The organism is Dietzia sp. CH92 (genome assembly GCF_032248695.1).
Classification (GTDB): domain Bacteria; phylum Actinomycetota; class Actinomycetes; order Mycobacteriales; family Mycobacteriaceae; genus Dietzia.
The window spans coordinates 646,425-661,687 of sequence record NZ_JAVHXC010000001.1 but is presented as its reverse complement, the minus strand read 5'-3'; the positions used below and the strand labels follow the sequence as shown (position 1 = coordinate 661,687).

Annotated in this window: 13 protein-coding genes; all 13 read left to right on the top strand. The window is 70.2% G+C overall.

Annotated elements, in window-relative coordinates; genetic code table 11:
* Positions 1–56 precede the first annotated feature (56 nt).
* The 13 genes from RWK90_RS03140 to RWK90_RS03080 all read left to right on the top strand — a co-directional run bounded on the left by RWK90_RS03140 (position 57) and on the right by RWK90_RS03080 (position 15,258).
* On the top strand, positions 57–1,373 hold the full coding sequence (locus RWK90_RS03140; protein WP_314034566.1) for an FAD-dependent oxidoreductase: 1,317 nt from the start codon (positions 57–59) through the stop codon (positions 1,371–1,373).
* A gap of 39 nt (positions 1,374–1,412) precedes the next feature.
* Entirely contained in the window at positions 1,413–3,353 is a 1,941-nt protein-coding gene (locus tag RWK90_RS03135) for an FAD-dependent oxidoreductase (RefSeq protein WP_314034564.1), read from the top strand.
* Positions 3,354–3,417: 64 nt separating this feature from the next.
* Positions 3,418–4,359: a zinc-binding dehydrogenase gene (locus tag RWK90_RS03130; protein ID WP_314034562.1), complete on the top strand. Its 942-nt coding sequence runs from the start codon at positions 3,418–3,420 to the stop codon at positions 4,357–4,359.
* 80 nt (positions 4,360–4,439) lie between these two features.
* Complete coding sequence (locus RWK90_RS03125) at positions 4,440–5,234, top strand: SDR family NAD(P)-dependent oxidoreductase (RefSeq protein ID WP_314034560.1); 795 nt, start codon at positions 4,440–4,442, stop codon at positions 5,232–5,234.
* A 128-nt stretch (positions 5,235–5,362) separates the two neighbouring features.
* A complete protein-coding gene (locus tag RWK90_RS03120; protein ID WP_314034558.1) occupies positions 5,363–6,418 on the top strand; it encodes an extracellular solute-binding protein in 1,056 nt (351 codons plus the stop codon).
* Between the two features lie 130 nt (positions 6,419–6,548).
* On the top strand, positions 6,549–7,601 hold the full coding sequence (locus RWK90_RS03115; protein WP_082904159.1) for an extracellular solute-binding protein: 1,053 nt from the start codon (positions 6,549–6,551) through the stop codon (positions 7,599–7,601).
* 140 nt (positions 7,602–7,741) lie between these two features.
* The gene (locus RWK90_RS03110) at positions 7,742–9,373 is read left to right on the top strand and encodes an iron ABC transporter permease (protein ID WP_231888797.1); all 1,632 of its coding nucleotides are present in this window, start codon (positions 7,742–7,744) and stop codon (positions 9,371–9,373) included.
* Between the two features lie 82 nt (positions 9,374–9,455).
* Entirely contained in the window at positions 9,456–10,565 is a 1,110-nt protein-coding gene (locus RWK90_RS03105; RefSeq protein ID WP_314034553.1) for an ABC transporter ATP-binding protein, read from the top strand.
* A gap of 121 nt (positions 10,566–10,686) precedes the next feature.
* Positions 10,687–11,475 (top strand): enoyl-CoA hydratase/isomerase family protein, encoded by a 789-nt coding sequence (locus tag RWK90_RS03100; RefSeq protein ID WP_063971977.1) that lies wholly within the window; start codon positions 10,687–10,689, stop codon positions 11,473–11,475.
* 54 nt (positions 11,476–11,529) lie between these two features.
* Positions 11,530–11,907 (top strand): OB-fold domain-containing protein, encoded by a 378-nt coding sequence (locus RWK90_RS03095; RefSeq protein WP_314034550.1) that lies wholly within the window; start codon positions 11,530–11,532, stop codon positions 11,905–11,907.
* Positions 11,907–13,064 (top strand): thiolase family protein, encoded by a 1,158-nt coding sequence (locus RWK90_RS03090; RefSeq protein WP_314034548.1) that lies wholly within the window; start codon positions 11,907–11,909, stop codon positions 13,062–13,064. The genes RWK90_RS03095 and RWK90_RS03090 overlap by 1 nt, the downstream gene beginning before the upstream one ends.
* Positions 13,061–14,275 (top strand): acyl-CoA dehydrogenase family protein, encoded by a 1,215-nt coding sequence (locus RWK90_RS03085; RefSeq protein WP_314034546.1) that lies wholly within the window; start codon positions 13,061–13,063, stop codon positions 14,273–14,275. The genes RWK90_RS03090 and RWK90_RS03085 overlap by 4 nt, the downstream gene beginning before the upstream one ends.
* Positions 14,272–15,258, top strand: a complete 987-nt coding sequence (locus RWK90_RS03080; RefSeq protein ID WP_314034544.1) for a phosphotransferase family protein — start codon at positions 14,272–14,274, stop codon at positions 15,256–15,258. The genes RWK90_RS03085 and RWK90_RS03080 overlap by 4 nt, the downstream gene beginning before the upstream one ends.
* The last annotated feature ends 5 nt before the right edge of the window (positions 15,259–15,263 follow it).

Below are 15,263 nucleotides of genomic sequence, written 5' to 3'. Positions count from 1 at the left end.
ACTTCAGGTTGGTGCTACGGTGGGGTTCGTCACAATCTCGACGCACAGGAGTGCCCATGGATAACGCCGTCGATCTTCTCGTCATCGGAGCCGGCATGGCCGGCCTCACCGCCGCGGCGCGGGCGACGTCCCGCGGCGCCCGGGTGGCCGTGGTCGAGAAGGCCGGGGAGGTCGGCGGATCCGCGCGATTCGCAGGATATGCCTGGACCGCGCCCACCCGGCAGATCATGGCCGAGATCAACCCCCACGGGGAGGTGGACCTGCGCAACGCGGTGGTCGACGACTTCCCGGCCGGACTCGACTGGATCCGCGGCCGCGGAGTGGAGTGCGCTGACGGCGTCCCGGTCTTGCGCTACGGGATCGGGCACGCCTTCGACACCAACCAGTACCTCGACGCCTGCGCCCGCGAGGTCAGGGCCGCCGGGGGAGAGATCCACACCCGGACGACCGTGGAGGGCCTGCTCACCGCCGACGGCGCCGTGGTGGGGGCGACGGTCCGGCCGGCCGACGGCGAGCCACGCGAGATCCGGGCCGGCCACGTCCTGCTCGCCACCGGCGGATTCCAGGCGAACGCGCAGTTGGTCGAGAAGCACCTGCACCCCCTCGCCTCGTCGTTCCCGCTGCGGTCCAACCCCCACAGCGACGGCGGCGGCCTGACGCTCGCCGAGTCGGTCAACGCCGCCATCGGCCTGCCCGACGCCGGCTTCTACGGCCACCTCATCCCGTCGGGGCTGCCGTTCCGCGACTCCGGTGACTTCGTGGGCTTGTCCCTCTACTACTCCGAGCACGCCCTGTTGTTCAATCTCCACGGCGAGCGGTTCGTGGACGAGACCCGGGGCGACCACCTCACCGCGATGGCCCTGATGGAGCAGCCCGAGGCCCGCGGTCTGCTGGTAGCGGACGAGCGCGTTTACCGCGACTGGATCTGCGGGTCCTACGTCGAGGGCGCGGTCGCGGTGGACAAGTACACCGAGGCCGCCAAGCGCGGGGGGCGCTGCGGTCTCGCCGAGTCCCTGGAGGAGTTCGAGTACCTGCCCGAGGAGTGGGGGTACGACGGCGCGAAGATCGCCGAGGAGATCCGCCGGGTCAACGAGGCCGGCCAGAAGGTCCTGCCTCCGCGAGAGTACGACTTCACGCCGCTGGACCGGGGTCCGTACTACATCGTCGAGACGACCCCGGCCGTGACCTTCCCCTTGGTGGGCATCCGGATCGGTGCCGACACCTCCGTCCTGCGTGAGGACGGCACAGCGATCCCGGGGCTGCTCGCCGCCGGCTCGGACACCGGCGGCGTCTATCGCCGCGCCTACGCCGGTGGCCTCGCCACGGCACTGGTGTTCGGGCTCCGTGCGGGCGACGCCGCCGTCACCTCCTGACCCGGTCCGCCCCGACCCCCGCGTATGAAAGGCCCGCCCGTGGACTCCCCGTTCCCCTCCGCGTTCTCCCCGTTCTCGATCGGCCCCCTCACGGTGCGCAACCGCCTGGTCGCGTTGCCGGCCGGCACGAGCATGGCCACCGACGGTGTCCCCACCCACGGGGACCAGGAGCATTTCGAGCGCCTGGCGCAGGGCGGGGTGGGGCTCATCGTGGGTGGGGCGACGGTCGTGCACCCCACCACCACGCTGCGCTCGCGCAAGCTCGTCGAGGCCTACATCGACGAGGTCGTCCCCGCGCTGACCGACAAGGCGGCGGCCGTGCACCGTCACGGTGCCAAGATCATCGGCCAACTCGTCCACCTGGGCCGTGAGTTCATCGGCGGGGAATCCGACTCGCCGCCCAGCGCCCCCTCGGCGCTGAAGACCGTCCGCGACGCCTACCCCCCGCACGAGCTGTCGGCCGAGGAGATCGAGGACATCGTCCGCGGGTGGGGCGTCTCGGCGGCCAATCTGGCCCGGGCGGGCTACGACGGCGCGGAGATCCATGCCGCCCACGGCTACCTGCCCGCGCAGTTCATGTCGGGGGCCACCAACCTGCGCACCGACTCCTACGGGGGCTCGTTCGAGAACCGGATGCGGTTCGTCGACGAGGTCGTGGCCGTCATGCGCGAGGCGATGCCCGGGCACATGGTCCTGGGCGTGCGACTCAGCGCGGAGGAGGAGATTCCCGGGGGCATGGACATCGAGGACTGCGTGCGCATCGCCCGCCACCTCGCGGCCTCGGGGTCGGTGGACTACTTCAGCATCACCCACGGCACCCGCGGCAAGTACGTCAAGGACTCGTCCCACCCGGATGCCGTCGCCGTGGACTCGGCGGCCCGCGTGCGTGCCGAGACCGGGCTGCCCGTGCTGGTGGGTCAGCGGATCCGCGACGTGGCGACCGCCGACCACGTCGTCCGCAGCGGTAAGGCCGATCTCGTGGGCATGGCCCGCGCCCTGTTGGCCGACCCCGAGCTCCCGAACAAGTCGGCCGAGGGGCGACTGGCCGAGATCCGTGGCTGCCTGGGCATCAACCAGGACTGTCGCGCGTTCGACCCCCACCTGCACTGCGCGGTCAACGCGGAGATCGGCCGCGGCCGCCACCCGGGGGTCGGGGTCCGCGCGGCGACGGTGAAGGACGTCTTCGTGATCGGCGGTGGGCCCGCCGGGCTGGAGGCGGCGCGGGTCGCCGCGGGCCGGGGGCACCGGGTGACGGTGTTCGAGGCCGCGGCGGAACTCGGCGGTGCCGTGCGGGTGGCCGCCGCCTCGCCGCACCGCGCCACCATCATCGACGTGGTCGACTACCTCGCCGGGGAGATGCGCCGCCTGAAGGTGGATGTCAACCTGGGAGCCGAGATCGCGCCCGACGATCTGGCCGAACTCGTGGACGCCGCCGACCACGTCGTCGTCGCCACCGGCTCCCGACCCGGCGCCGCGCCGACGGTGGGGTGGGGGCCGGCCGTCGTCACCGTGGACGACGTCCTGGGCGGTCGGATCCCCGCGGCGCCGGGGCGCGCGGTGGTCTACGACGAGAGCGACGGGTTCTGGCCCGCCTACAGCGCCGCCGAGGCCCTGGCGGCGCGGGGGTGGGACACCCGCGTCGTCACGCCGCTCACGGCGCTGGCCTCGAGGGTTCCCGCGGAGAGCGTCGGGCCGTTGTTGGGCCGCCTGGGCGCGGTCGGTGCCCGGTTCCACGTGGCCACGGGGTTGGAGTTACCGGGGGACGACGACGAGGTGGGCCGACTCGTCCCGGTCTTCGGTGGCGAGGCCGTCGCTCTGGACGCCGATCTCGTGGTCTGGCACCGGCCGCGGACCGCGGTCGACGGGCTCGCCCGCCGGCTCGGTCGCCGGGACGACGTCAGCGTGATCGGGGACGCCCTCACGCCGCGGCGGATCAGCCATGCCATCGCCGAGGGCTACCGGGTCGGCGCAGAGATCTGACCGGGCAGCGGTCGACGTGAACGGGACGGGGATGATGATGGTCAACAGCTCTACGCCTGCCGAGATGACGGCCTGGCAGTGGACGGGCACGGGTAATCCACTGACCGAGGCGACGGTCCCGGTGCCGTCCCCGGGGCCGGGTGAGGTGCTCCTGCGGGTGCGTGCCGCCGGCATGTGCCATTCGGACGTCGGGGAGCTCGACGAGCCCTCGTGGGCCGCGAACATCCACCAGTGCCCCATCACGCTCGGCCACGAGATCGCCGGCGACGTGATCGTCGTGGGCCCCGGGGTCACCGGGGTGGCCGTGGGGGACCGGTGCGGCGTCCACCCGCTGGGCGCGACGGTGCCCGGGTACGGCCGCGACGGCGGCTACGCGGCGTACCACCTCGCGCCGGCCACCGACCTCGTCCCGCTACCGGACGGCCTGTCCTACGAGCTCGGGGCCCTGGGCACCGACGCCGGCATGACCTCGCACCACGGGGTGGCCGTGGTGGCGGGAGTGCGGGCGGGCGACCGGGTGGGCATCATCGGGCTCGGCGGCCTCGGGCAGGTCGGCGCCCGCATCGCCGTGCTGTTGGGCGCCGAGGTGCACGCCGCGGACCCCAGCCCGGCCGCGCGCGAGCTGGGGGAGTCCCTCGGCGTGACGAGGGTGGTGGCCGACGCCGCGGAACTCGCCGGCGCGGGCCTGGACTCCGTCATCGACTTCGCCGGGTTCGGCTCCACGGCGCAGGCGGCCGTCCGGGCGATCCGGGTCGGCGGCACCGTCGTGATGATCGGGATGGGGGCGCACACCTCGGAGCTCGTCACCGCCGACGTGATCCACCAGAAGGCGGTGATCCGCGGATCCTCCGGTGGAACCAAGAGCGACATCGAGGCCGTCTACCGCTACCTGGCGGACGGGCGGATCACCCCGGTCGTCGAGCGACTGACGTTCGATCAGGTGCCCGAGGGCATCGACCGGTTGCGCGACGGACGGGTCACCGGACGTCTCGTCGTATCCATGTGAATCGCTCCGGAGCCGGTGACACCACCGACCCGGTGACACGACCGCCCGGCGGGCCGGGCCGACAGAACAGGACGGACATCATGACAGACACACACCAGCAGCGGTTCTCCGGCAAGGTCACCCTCGTCACCGGAGGCGCCTCGGGGATCGGGGCGGCCGTCGCACGGCAGCTCGCCGCCGGCGGCGCCCGGCGGGTCCACGTGGTGGACCTCGACGAGGGCGCGGCCCGGTCGGTCGCCGACGACATCGGGGGTGCCGCCCACGGGGTGGACGTCGCGGATCCCGACGCGGTGCGCCGCCTGGTCGACTCGGTCACGGAGACGGACGGGCGCCTGGACGTGGTGGTCCACGCGGCGGGAATCGACGACCCGATCGCCAAGGGCCACATCTACGAGGCTGCGGACAAGGGCGAGCCCGTCGACGTGCTGTCCCGCCTCGAGGACTCGACCTGGCGCCGGATCCACGCGGTCAACCTCGACGGCACGTTCCACGTGCTGCGCGAGTCGGTGCGCGCGATGCGTGAGACCGGTGGGGGAGCGATCGTCACGGTGGGGTCGTCCGCCGCGTTCGACACCCTGGTCGGTTACCCGCACTACGCCTCCTCCAAGGCGGCCGTGCACGCCCTGTGCCAGTCGGTGGCCAAGGAGGTCATCCACTTCGGCATCCGCGTCAACACCGTGGCGCCGGGTCCCGTCGACACGGCGATGGCGGCACGGACCCCCGAGTCGGTCCGCAGGGCGATGAACGAGGGCAGCGCGTTCGGCTACGCCACCGCCGACCAGCTCGCGGACAACATCACCTACCTCGCCTCCGAGCAGGCCTCGAACGTCGTCGGTGCGGTCCTGCTGAGCAACGGCGGGCGCTTCACCGTCTGACGCTCGCGCCCATGCGCTGAGACGTCCTCCGCCGGGTTCCCGAAACACCGCACGCGAGTGTGACGAGTGCCATATTCTGGCTGAAGTGAGTTCAACTCAGTGGACTCGTCGGATCAGGGAGGGCTCGGATGAGAGTCGACAAGGGTGTGAAGGCGGCGGCCGCTGCTCTCGCCGCAGCGGTGGCGTTGACCGGATGCGGGTCCGCTGGGGGGTCGGGCCCGGAGCTCGCCGGATCGTGGGACGAGATCGTCGAGGCGGCGACGTCCGAGGGGGAGGTCACGCTCTACTCGAACCACGCCCCCGCCAACCTCGAGGCGCTCAAGACGGCGTTCGAGGCCCGGTATCCCGGAATCACCCTGACGTACGTTCGTGGCACCGACTCCGATCTCATCCCCAAGGTGGAGGTGGAGAACCGGACCGGTAACGGGATCGCCGATGTGCACATGACCACCGACGCCGGGTGGATCCATCGCAGCCTGGAGTCGGGTGACTACTCGGTGGAGGTCGCGGCGCCCGCCATCGACCAGCCCGACTACAGGGCGGCTGACGGGGTCCTCGACGACACGTTCTTCGTCACGAGTGCCACGTCGATCGGCCTGGCGTGGAACACCACGCACGTGCCCGAGGGGCTGCGCGCACCGGAGGATCTGCTCGACCAGCGACTCGCCGGGAAGATCGGGGTGGTGACGCCGGCCGGCTATCCGGCCGTCGTCCACATCTACCGCCGGATGGATATCGACTACGGGTCCGGCTTCGTCGACCGACTTGCCGCCTTCGGGCCCCGGGTCTACACCAGTGGGCCCGGTGTCACGCAGGCGCTCGCCTCCGGCGAGGTCTGGGCCGCCCCGGGCGCCTCCATGGATGTCCTGGTGGAGCGGGACAAGGGTGCGCCGGTCGACTTCGCGCTCCCCGAGAACCCCATCGGGATCCCGTTCTACTCGCACGTGCTCTCGGCGGCGCCCAACCCCAACGCGGCACAGCTCCTCGCCGACTTCATGATCACGCCCGCGGGGCAGCAGGCGCTCTCGCGGAGTTATATCGCCGCGCTGCCGGGCGTCCCCGGTACCGGCGTCGAGGGGTCGGACGTCATCGCGCAGGATCTCGAGCTGGCCGACCCCGGTTCGCTCGAGGCCGAGGCGGTCGAGCAGTTCGTCTCCCGGTGGGAGCAGAAGTTCCTCGGGTGAGAGTGCACCCGTAAGTGGGCCTGTCGAAGTTGTCGGCGATCCCCCCTTGCGCCAACGTGACACACGTCATATTCTCCAGTTGAATCTACTTCAATTCGACTCCGTGGGGAGTCGCGGAAGGAGGGAAGCCATGCGCTTCTCCACGATCAGGGCCGCCCTCGCCGGAGGGGCCGCGGTCGCGCTGCTCCTCACCGGGTGCGGGTCCGACGCCGGGTCCGGCTCCGAGCTCGCGGGGTCATGGGACGAGATCGTCGCCGCCGCCACCGAGGAGGGGAGCGTCACCATCTACTCGACGCACTCCCCGGACAACCTGGAGGCGCTCAAGCGGGCCTTCGAGGCGGAGTACCCCGGCATCACCCTGACGTACGTCCGCGGGACGGACGCCGACATCCTCCCGAAGATCGAGGTGGAGAACTCCACCGGCTCCGGGGTGGCCGATGTCCACATGACCACGGACGCCGGATGGATCAACCGCAGCCTCGAGACCGAGTACTCCGCCGAGGTCGTGGCCCCGGGCCTCGAGAACCCCCAGTACAACGCGGCGGAGAGCGTGATCGAGGACAAGTTCTTCCTCACCAGCGCGACCGTCTTCGGCCTGGGCTGGAACACGACCAACGTCCCCGAGGGGCTCTCCACGCCCGACGACGTCCTGGAGCCCCGCCTCCGGGGCAAGGTGGGGATCCAGAACCCCAACGGCATCCCGACGTACGTCGACATGTACCGCACGATCGATGTGGACTACGGGCAGGGCTTCCTGGACCGTCTCGTCGCCACCGAGCCGCGCATCTACCCGAGCGCGGTGGGCATCACCCAGGCACTGGCCTCCGGCGAGGTCTGGGCCGCCCCGATGGCCGCGAGCAACATCCTCACCGAGCAGGCCAAGGGCGCCCCGGTGGACTTCGCCCTTCCGGAGAAGCCGTGGGGCGTGCCGTGGTACTCGCACGTGCTCGCATCCGCGCCGAACCCCAACGCCGCCCAGCTGCTCGCGGACTTCCTCGTCTCCCCCAAGGGGCAGGAGGCCATCTCGGCGGACTACCTGGCCGTGCTGCCGGACGTCCCGGGGACCGGGGTGCCGGGCTCCACGGTGACCGCGCAGGACGTCGAACTCGGCGACCCGGACACCCTCGACCCCGAGTCGGTCGAGGCGTACCAGGCCGAGTGGGAGCAGAAGTTCCTGAAGTGACTCTCCTCGAATCCACGGGGCGGCCGGCTCCCACCGCGGGCCGGCCGCCCACGGCCGTCACCCGCCCGCGCACTACCCGAAGCAGAGGTCGATCCGACATGACAGGTCCAGGTTCGCGAACGATATGGCGACACCGGCTGATGTACGTGCCGCTGGTCCTCGTGCTGGGGTACCTCGTGGTGTGGCCGCTGATCAAGCTGCAGACCCTGGCGTTCGAGAACGGTGCCCGGGGCTACCGGTCACAGTACGGCCGCGCCGACATCCTGGACACCCTGCAGACCACCGCTGCACTGGCGTTCTTCTCCCTGGTGATCGCGATGGTGTGCGGCACCGTCCTTGCCTTCGCCACCTCCCGGCTCCCGCGCCGGATGGGGTTCCTGCGGTTGGTGCCGATCCTGCCGATCGTCATCCCGTCGGTGGCCAACGTCGTGGGCTTCGCCTTCCTCCTCTCGCCCGGGCCCGGGTACATCAACATCCTCCTGCGGATGCTGCCCTGGTGGAGTGACCTCCAGTCCGGGCCGGTGAACGTCTACAGCCCGACGTGGATCATCATCATCACCGGCTTCAGCCTCACCTCCTTCGTGTACCTGTTCGTCAGCGCCGGGATGCAGAACATCAGCGGCGAGCACCTGGAGGCCGCGCAGATCAGCGGATCCACGACCATCGGCACGTTCTTCAAGATCGTCCTGCCCCTGCTGCGGCCGTCCCTCATCTACGGGGCGGGCGTCGCGCTCCTGCTCGGGCTGGGACAGTTCACCGCCCCGCTCCTCCTGGGGCAGAACGAGGGCGTCAAAGTCCTGGCCACCGAGATGTACCTCCGGGCATCGGAGTCGCCCATCAACTTCGCCGCCGCGGCGGCAGCCGGGTCGCCGCTCGTGGTGATGGGGATCCTCGTGGTGTTCGGGCAGAAGCTGCTGCTGGGCAACCAGTCCCGGTTCGTCACCCACGGGGGCAAGTCGTTCGCCCCGGTCGGCGGCTCGTCGCCCTGGGCCGCCGTCATCGTGGGGCTCTACGGGCTCGTGGCGCTGGTACTCCCGCTCGCCGGGGTCATCATCGTCTCGCTGACGCCGTACTGGTCCGGTGAGCTGTCCTGGGACCTGTTCACCCTCGCCAACTACGAGGCCCTCATCACGACGCCCGGCATCGTCGACTCGGTCGTGACCAGTGTGGTGACCTCGATCATCGCGGTCCTCATCTGCGTGCCCATCGGGTTCGGCGTGGCCAACCTCATGGTCCGCCGCCAGGACCTCAGGATCCTGCGCACCCTGGCCGATCTCGTCACCGCCCTGCCGATGGGTATCCCCGCCGTGATCTTCGGCGTGGGTTTCCTGCTCACCTACACCGAGCCGCCGCTGATCCTCTACGGCACCAAGGCCGTGATCGTCCTGGTCTACGTGGTCCTGATGATCCCGTTCGCCACCCGGATGCAGCTCACCGCGCTCATCTCGATGGGGGACAAGTACGAGGAGGCGTCCTCGGTCTCCGGGGCCGGCCCGGTGGCCACGATGCTCCGGGTGACCCTGCCCATGCTCAGGCCGACCATCCTGAGCTCCATCGCGCTCATGTTCATCCTGCTCACCCACGAGTTCGCCGCGTCGCTCATGGTGCGCTCGGCCACCACCCAGGTCATGGGCACCCTGCTCTACGACCACTGGAGCAACGGTTCTTACACGCTGGTCGCCGCCATGGCCATCCTCATGTCGGCCGTGACCGGTGCGGGCGTGGCCGTGGCGATGCTCGTGGGCGGCCGCAACGTCCTGGAGAAGCTGTGAACCCCGACGGCGGGTCGAGGCCCGCCCGGTATCCACATCCCCCCGCCGCGCGTCCCCGCCGGCACGACTGCGAGGAAGTCTGATGACCGCCAGAATCGAGATCTCCGGTCTCACCAAGAAGTACGGAACGAACGTCGTCGTGGACCAACTGGACCTGGAGATCGACGCGGGGGAGTTCCTCGTGTTGCTCGGGCCCAGTGGGTGCGGTAAGACCACGACGCTCCGGTGTCTCGCCGGGCTCGAGACACCGGAGGAGGGGTCGATCACCTTCGACGGCGACCCGATGTTCGACGCCGCGAACCGCGTGAACGTCCCGCCCAACAAGCGCAGCATCGGAATGGTCTTCCAGTCCTACGCGCTGTGGCCCAACATGACGGTGCGCAAGAACATCGCCTACCCGCTCAGAGCACGCAAGATGAAGGACGCGCTCAACTCGGGAAGGGTGGAGGAGGCGGCGGGGATGGTCGACTGCGGCCACCTCCTGGACCGGTACCCGGCCCAGCTCAGCGGCGGCCAGCAGCAGCGAATAGCGGTGGCCCGCGGGATGGCGGCGAGGCCCGACCTGGTCCTCTTCGACGAACCGTTGAGCAATCTCGACGCCCTGCTCCGCGACCAGGTCCGTACCGAGATCCACCGGCTGCACTCGGAGCTCGGGTTCGGGGCGGTGTTCGTCACCCACGACCACTCGGAGGCTTTCGCCCTGGGCGACCGGCTGGCGATCATGAAACACGGCAAGATCGAGCAACTCGCAACGCCCCAGGACGTCTTCGACCACCCGGTGAGCGAATACGTCGCGGACTTCATCGGGATGTCCAACAGGCTCGAGCTGCACCGGACGGGGCTCGAATGGAGCACCGCCGCGGGGACCGAACTGCCGCTTCGGTGCGAGACCGGCGGCCACCAAGCCATCGCGGCCCGGTTGTGGCCCGACGACATCGTCCTGCACCGCAGGGACGAGGACGTCTCGGACCGGGAGATCGTGCTGGAGGCCACCCTGTTGTCCGCCGAGTTCGGTGGCCGACACTACGACGTGGTGGTGGGCGCCGGCCCCGAGAAGTACCGGCTCCGGGCGTCGTCCGCGACGCACGGTGCGTGGCTCAGGAGCGCCCAATCGGGAGAGCCCGTCGTCATCAGCTTCCGCTCCGAGAGCCTCAAGATCTACCCGCTCCAGGAGCTGGCGGCTGCGGCCTGACCTGCTCTTGCATGGCCCGTCGGGCCAAATTGAACCAAGTTCGACAAATGGGTTGACGGGCAGACCGCGACCCTGTAGACATGAACTGAATCCAGTTCAGGAAACTTCGAAAGGAACGATCATGGTGCAGACCGATCACGTGCTGTTGGAGAAGGACGGCGACGTCGCCCGCGTCTGGCTCAACCGCCCGCACAAGAAGAACGCCGTCACGGTGGAGCTGCTCCACCGCCTGGACGAGATCATCAAGGAGGTCGACGCGGACCCCGACCTGAAGGTGCTGGTGCTCCGTGGAGTGCAGAACCAGTTCTGCTCGGGTTTCGATCTCGACGAGCTGCTGGGCGACTTCGTCGGTACCACCAACGCCATGGACGTCGGCGTCCTCTCGGCCCAGGTCTGCGACCGCCTCTACTCGATGAACACGCCGTCCGTCGCCGTGCTGGAGGGCTACGTCACCGCCGGTGGGTTCGAACTCATGATCTCCTGTGACTTCGCGATCGCGGCGGACGACGCCAAGATCGGCGACTTCCACATCCGTCGCGCACTGTTCGGCGGCGCCGGCCCGATCTACCGCCTGCCCCGGATGATCGGTCTGCGCAAGACCAAGGAGCTCATGCTCACGGGCAAGCTGCTCTCCGGCAAGGAGGCCAAGGACTTCGACCTCATCAACGACTCGGCCCCGGCCGACAAGCTCGACGAGTGCGTCCAGGACTTCATCTCGCAGCTCACCGACAAGAGCCCCTTCATGATGAAGCTCACCAAGATGGCCGTGAACCAGGGCCTGGACGCCGACATCAAGTCGCTCATGATCATGGAGCACTTCGCCGTGGGCAACTCGCTGCAGTCGGAGGACGGCAAGGAGGGCATCCAGGCCTTCCTCGAGAAGCGCGAGCCCAAGTGGGTCGGGCGCTGATCTGACAGTCCCATCACGGAGCGGGAAACGTCACACGAGAACCAGGAGCACACCATGACCCAGTACGAGAACGCCTCACCGCAGTTGCGGGGGAGTCGGTGTGACCGCTGCTCGACTGTCGCGTTTCCCGCGTCCGTGAGCTGTCAGCGCTGCGGCGGAGCCGAGACGACCGAGATCGATCTGTCCCGCACGGGGACAGTCTGGACCGCCACGATCCAGCGTTTCGCTCCGAAGTCGCCCCCGTACATCCCGCCTGCCGAGGGGTTCACCCCCTTCGCCGTGGGGTACGTCGAACTGCCCGAGGGCGTGAAGGTCGAGGCGCTCCTCGACGGCACCGACCCGGTCGAGCTCATCGGCAGAGAGGTCCGCCTCGTCGACGCCCATCCCGTGCCGCGCTTCGCCCGGGCGGCCGCTACCACCGAGGAGAACTGATGTCGGACGTGTTCATCGTCGGCGCCGGACTGTCGAAGTTCGGACGCCAGGACGGGATCACCGGCCGGCAGATGGCCGTGACGGCCATCCGCACCGCGCTGGCGGACGCCGGACTGGAGTGGAAGGACGTGCAGATCGCCTTCGGCGGGAGCGACGGCTCGGGCCTGGCGGACACGCTGGTCGCGGACCTCGGGCTCACCGGGATCCCCTTCACCAACGTCAAGAACGGCTGCGCCACCGGCGGGAGCGCCCTCGTCTCCGCCATCAACGCGATCCGCTCCGGCGCCGCGGAGGTGGCCCTGGCCGTGGGGTTCGACAAGCACCCGCGTGGCGCCTTCGACCCGCGCGCCGAGGACTGGGGGCTCACAGAGGGGTACGGCACGCACGGTCTCATGGTCACCACCCAGTTCTTCGCCATGAAGATCACCCGCTACATGGCCCGGCACGGGGTCTCCGAGACCGCTCTCGCGCGGGTCGCCGAGAAGGCCTACCGCAACGGCCAGCTCAACCCCAACGCCTGGCGGCGGGACCCCAAGACCCTGGAGGAGATCGCCGCCTCGCCGATGGTCAACGACCCGCTCACCCAGTTCATGTTCTGCAACCCGGGGGAGGGCGGCGCCGCGATCCTGCTCGCGTCGGAGACCGTGGCCGCGAGGATGGGCGGCCGTGCGGTCGCCGTGCGCGCGGTGGCCACCGGGACGCGGCCGTTCGGGTCCTTCGAGGTCTTCAGTCCCGCCGTGCAGGGTGAGGGCGAGCCGAGCAGCGTGAGCACCGAGGTGGCGCGTCGCGCGTTCGAATCCGCCGGGGTGTCCCCGTCGGACATCGACGTGGCCCAGCTCCAGGACACCGAGTCCGGTGCCGAGATCATGCACATGGCCGAATGCGGGTTCTGCGAGGACGGCGAGCAGGAATCCATGCTCGAGCGCGGCGACACCGAGATCGGCGGCCGCCTGCCGGTCAACACCGACGGTGGCTGCCTGGCCAACGGCGAGCCGATCGGCGCCTCCGGGCTCCGGCAGGTACACGAGATCGTCACCCAGCTGCGTGGCGAGGCCGGCGACCGCCAGGTCCCCGGGACCCCGCGGCTCGGGTTCACCCACGTCTACGGCGCTCCCGGCATCAGCGCCTGCACCGTCCTGGAAGGGGGCCGGCGATGACCGCCGCTACCGAGACCACGCCCGCGGGGCTGTCCGAGTTCATCGACTCCGCCCGGGCGTGGCTGTCCACCGTCGCCTCCCCGCGCCAGGCCCGCCCGTGGGGCGAGGGGTCCGACGCAGTGGTCGTGTTCGAGAACTGGACCCCCGAGCAGGAGCGCGAGGAGACCGACCGCCGGCGGGACTACGAGAAGGCCAAATTCGACGCCGGCTTCGGTGCGCTGACGTGGGGCGCCGAGTACGGCGGCCGGGGCCTGCCGATCGCCTTCGACCTGGCCTTCCGCCGGCTCGAGGCGGAGTACGACCTCCCGCAGCGGACCGAGATGTTCCCGGTCACACAGCAGCTCATCGCGCCGACGATCGCCCAGTGGGGCACCGAGGCCCAGCGCGCCGAGTACGTCCGCGCCCTCCTGCGCACGGACCTCATCGCCTGCCAGCTCTTCTCCGAGACCGAGGCCGGTTCCGATCTCGCCTCGGTCCGGACCCGCGCGGTGGAGCGTGACGGGACGTGGGTGCTCAACGGTGCCAAGGTGTGGACCTCCGGGGCGCCGGTCTCCGACTACGGGGTCGCCGTCACCCGGACCGATCCCGACGTCCCCAAGCACCGGGGCCTGACCGTGTTCATCGTGCCGATGAACGCACCCGGGGTGACGGTGCGGCCCATCCGTCAGATGACCGGCGGCAGCTCGTTCAACGAGGTCCTCCTCGAGGGCGTCGAGCTGGACGACAGCTATCGTCTGGGTCCGGTCGGAGCCGGCTGGAAGGTCGCGCTGACCGTGCTGGCGGCCGAGCGTCTCGACTCGGGCAGCCTCGGACTGGACAACGCCGACCAGGCGGTCGAGCTGGCCCGGAACCTCGGTCGTGACCTCGACGCGCTCGAGCGCGACAAGGTCGCCGACCTGGTCTGCCGCAGCTTCGTGCAGCGGCTGGTGGGCATGCGTGTGGCCGCCGCGGTGGTGGCCGGACGCGAGCCCGGGCCCGAGGCCTCCGTGGGCAAGCTGCTCGCCACCGACACCATGGCCCGCACCTCCGAGACCGTCCGTGAGCTGCTCGGTCCGGAACTGGCCGTTCGTGGCGACAAGTGGGGGACCTGGGCCTGGACCGAGCACGTGCTGGGCGCACCGGGCTACCGCATCGCCGGCGGCACCGACGAGATCCAGCGAAACATCCTCGCCGAGCGTGTGCTCGGCCTACCCCGGGAGCCGAGGCCATGACCGCCGCAGACACCACCGAGACCAGTCACGAGACACAGCTCCGCGACCGTGTGATCGCCGGGCTCGAGGCGGCCGGCGTGGCCGGGCCCTTCGGAGAGCTCGAGCCGATGCTCGGGGGACACTCCGGGCTGACCTACCGGATCTCCGGAGCCGATGAGTCGTTCGTCATCAAGTCCGTCCCCCCGGGGCAGAAGGCGATCGGTCGGCACGACATGCTCCGGCAGGCCCGGATCATGACCGCGCTCGCCGACACCGACGTCCCCGTCCCCGGCATCCGTGCCACCGACGAGACCACCCCGGGCTGGTTCGCCATGGATCTCGTGCGGGGCGAGTCCCTCGAGCCCGTCCTGGACGACCCCGCCGTCGAACCCACGCTGGCCGCGGCACGGATGCGGCGCGCGGCGGAGGTCCTGCCGGCCCTGCACGCGGTCCCGCTGGACTCCCTGCCCGTGGACGGTGACGTGCTCTCGCCGGCTGACGAGCTCAAGCGCTGGTCCCGGACCATGGGCGCGGTGCCCCCGGAGCTCGTGCCCGATGCCGCACGCTTCGAGGAGCTGCTCAGCGCACGCATCCCGGACGCGGTGGACCCGGTCCTCGTCCACGGGGACTACCGCCTGGGCAACATCCTGTCCGACGGCACCGAGCCGGCCGCGCTCATCGACTGGGAGATCTGGAGCCCGGGTGACCCGCGGGTCGAGCTCGGATGGTTCCTCGTCTTTGCCGACGGCACCAACTTCCCCGGCGTCGGCCGGGTGGTCGAGGGACTGCCCTCCGCCGAGGAGCTCATCGACACCTACAGTGCCGCGGCCGGCCCGCTCACCGATTTCACCTGGTTCGACGCGCTCGGTCGGTTCAAGATGGCCGCCATCATGGGCCACAACCTGCGCCGCCACCGCGAGGGACGCCACCACGACCCCGCCCAGGAACTCCTCCCCGACACGATCAATCGCCTCATCGTCACCGGCATCGAACGCCTGGCCTGACGCGA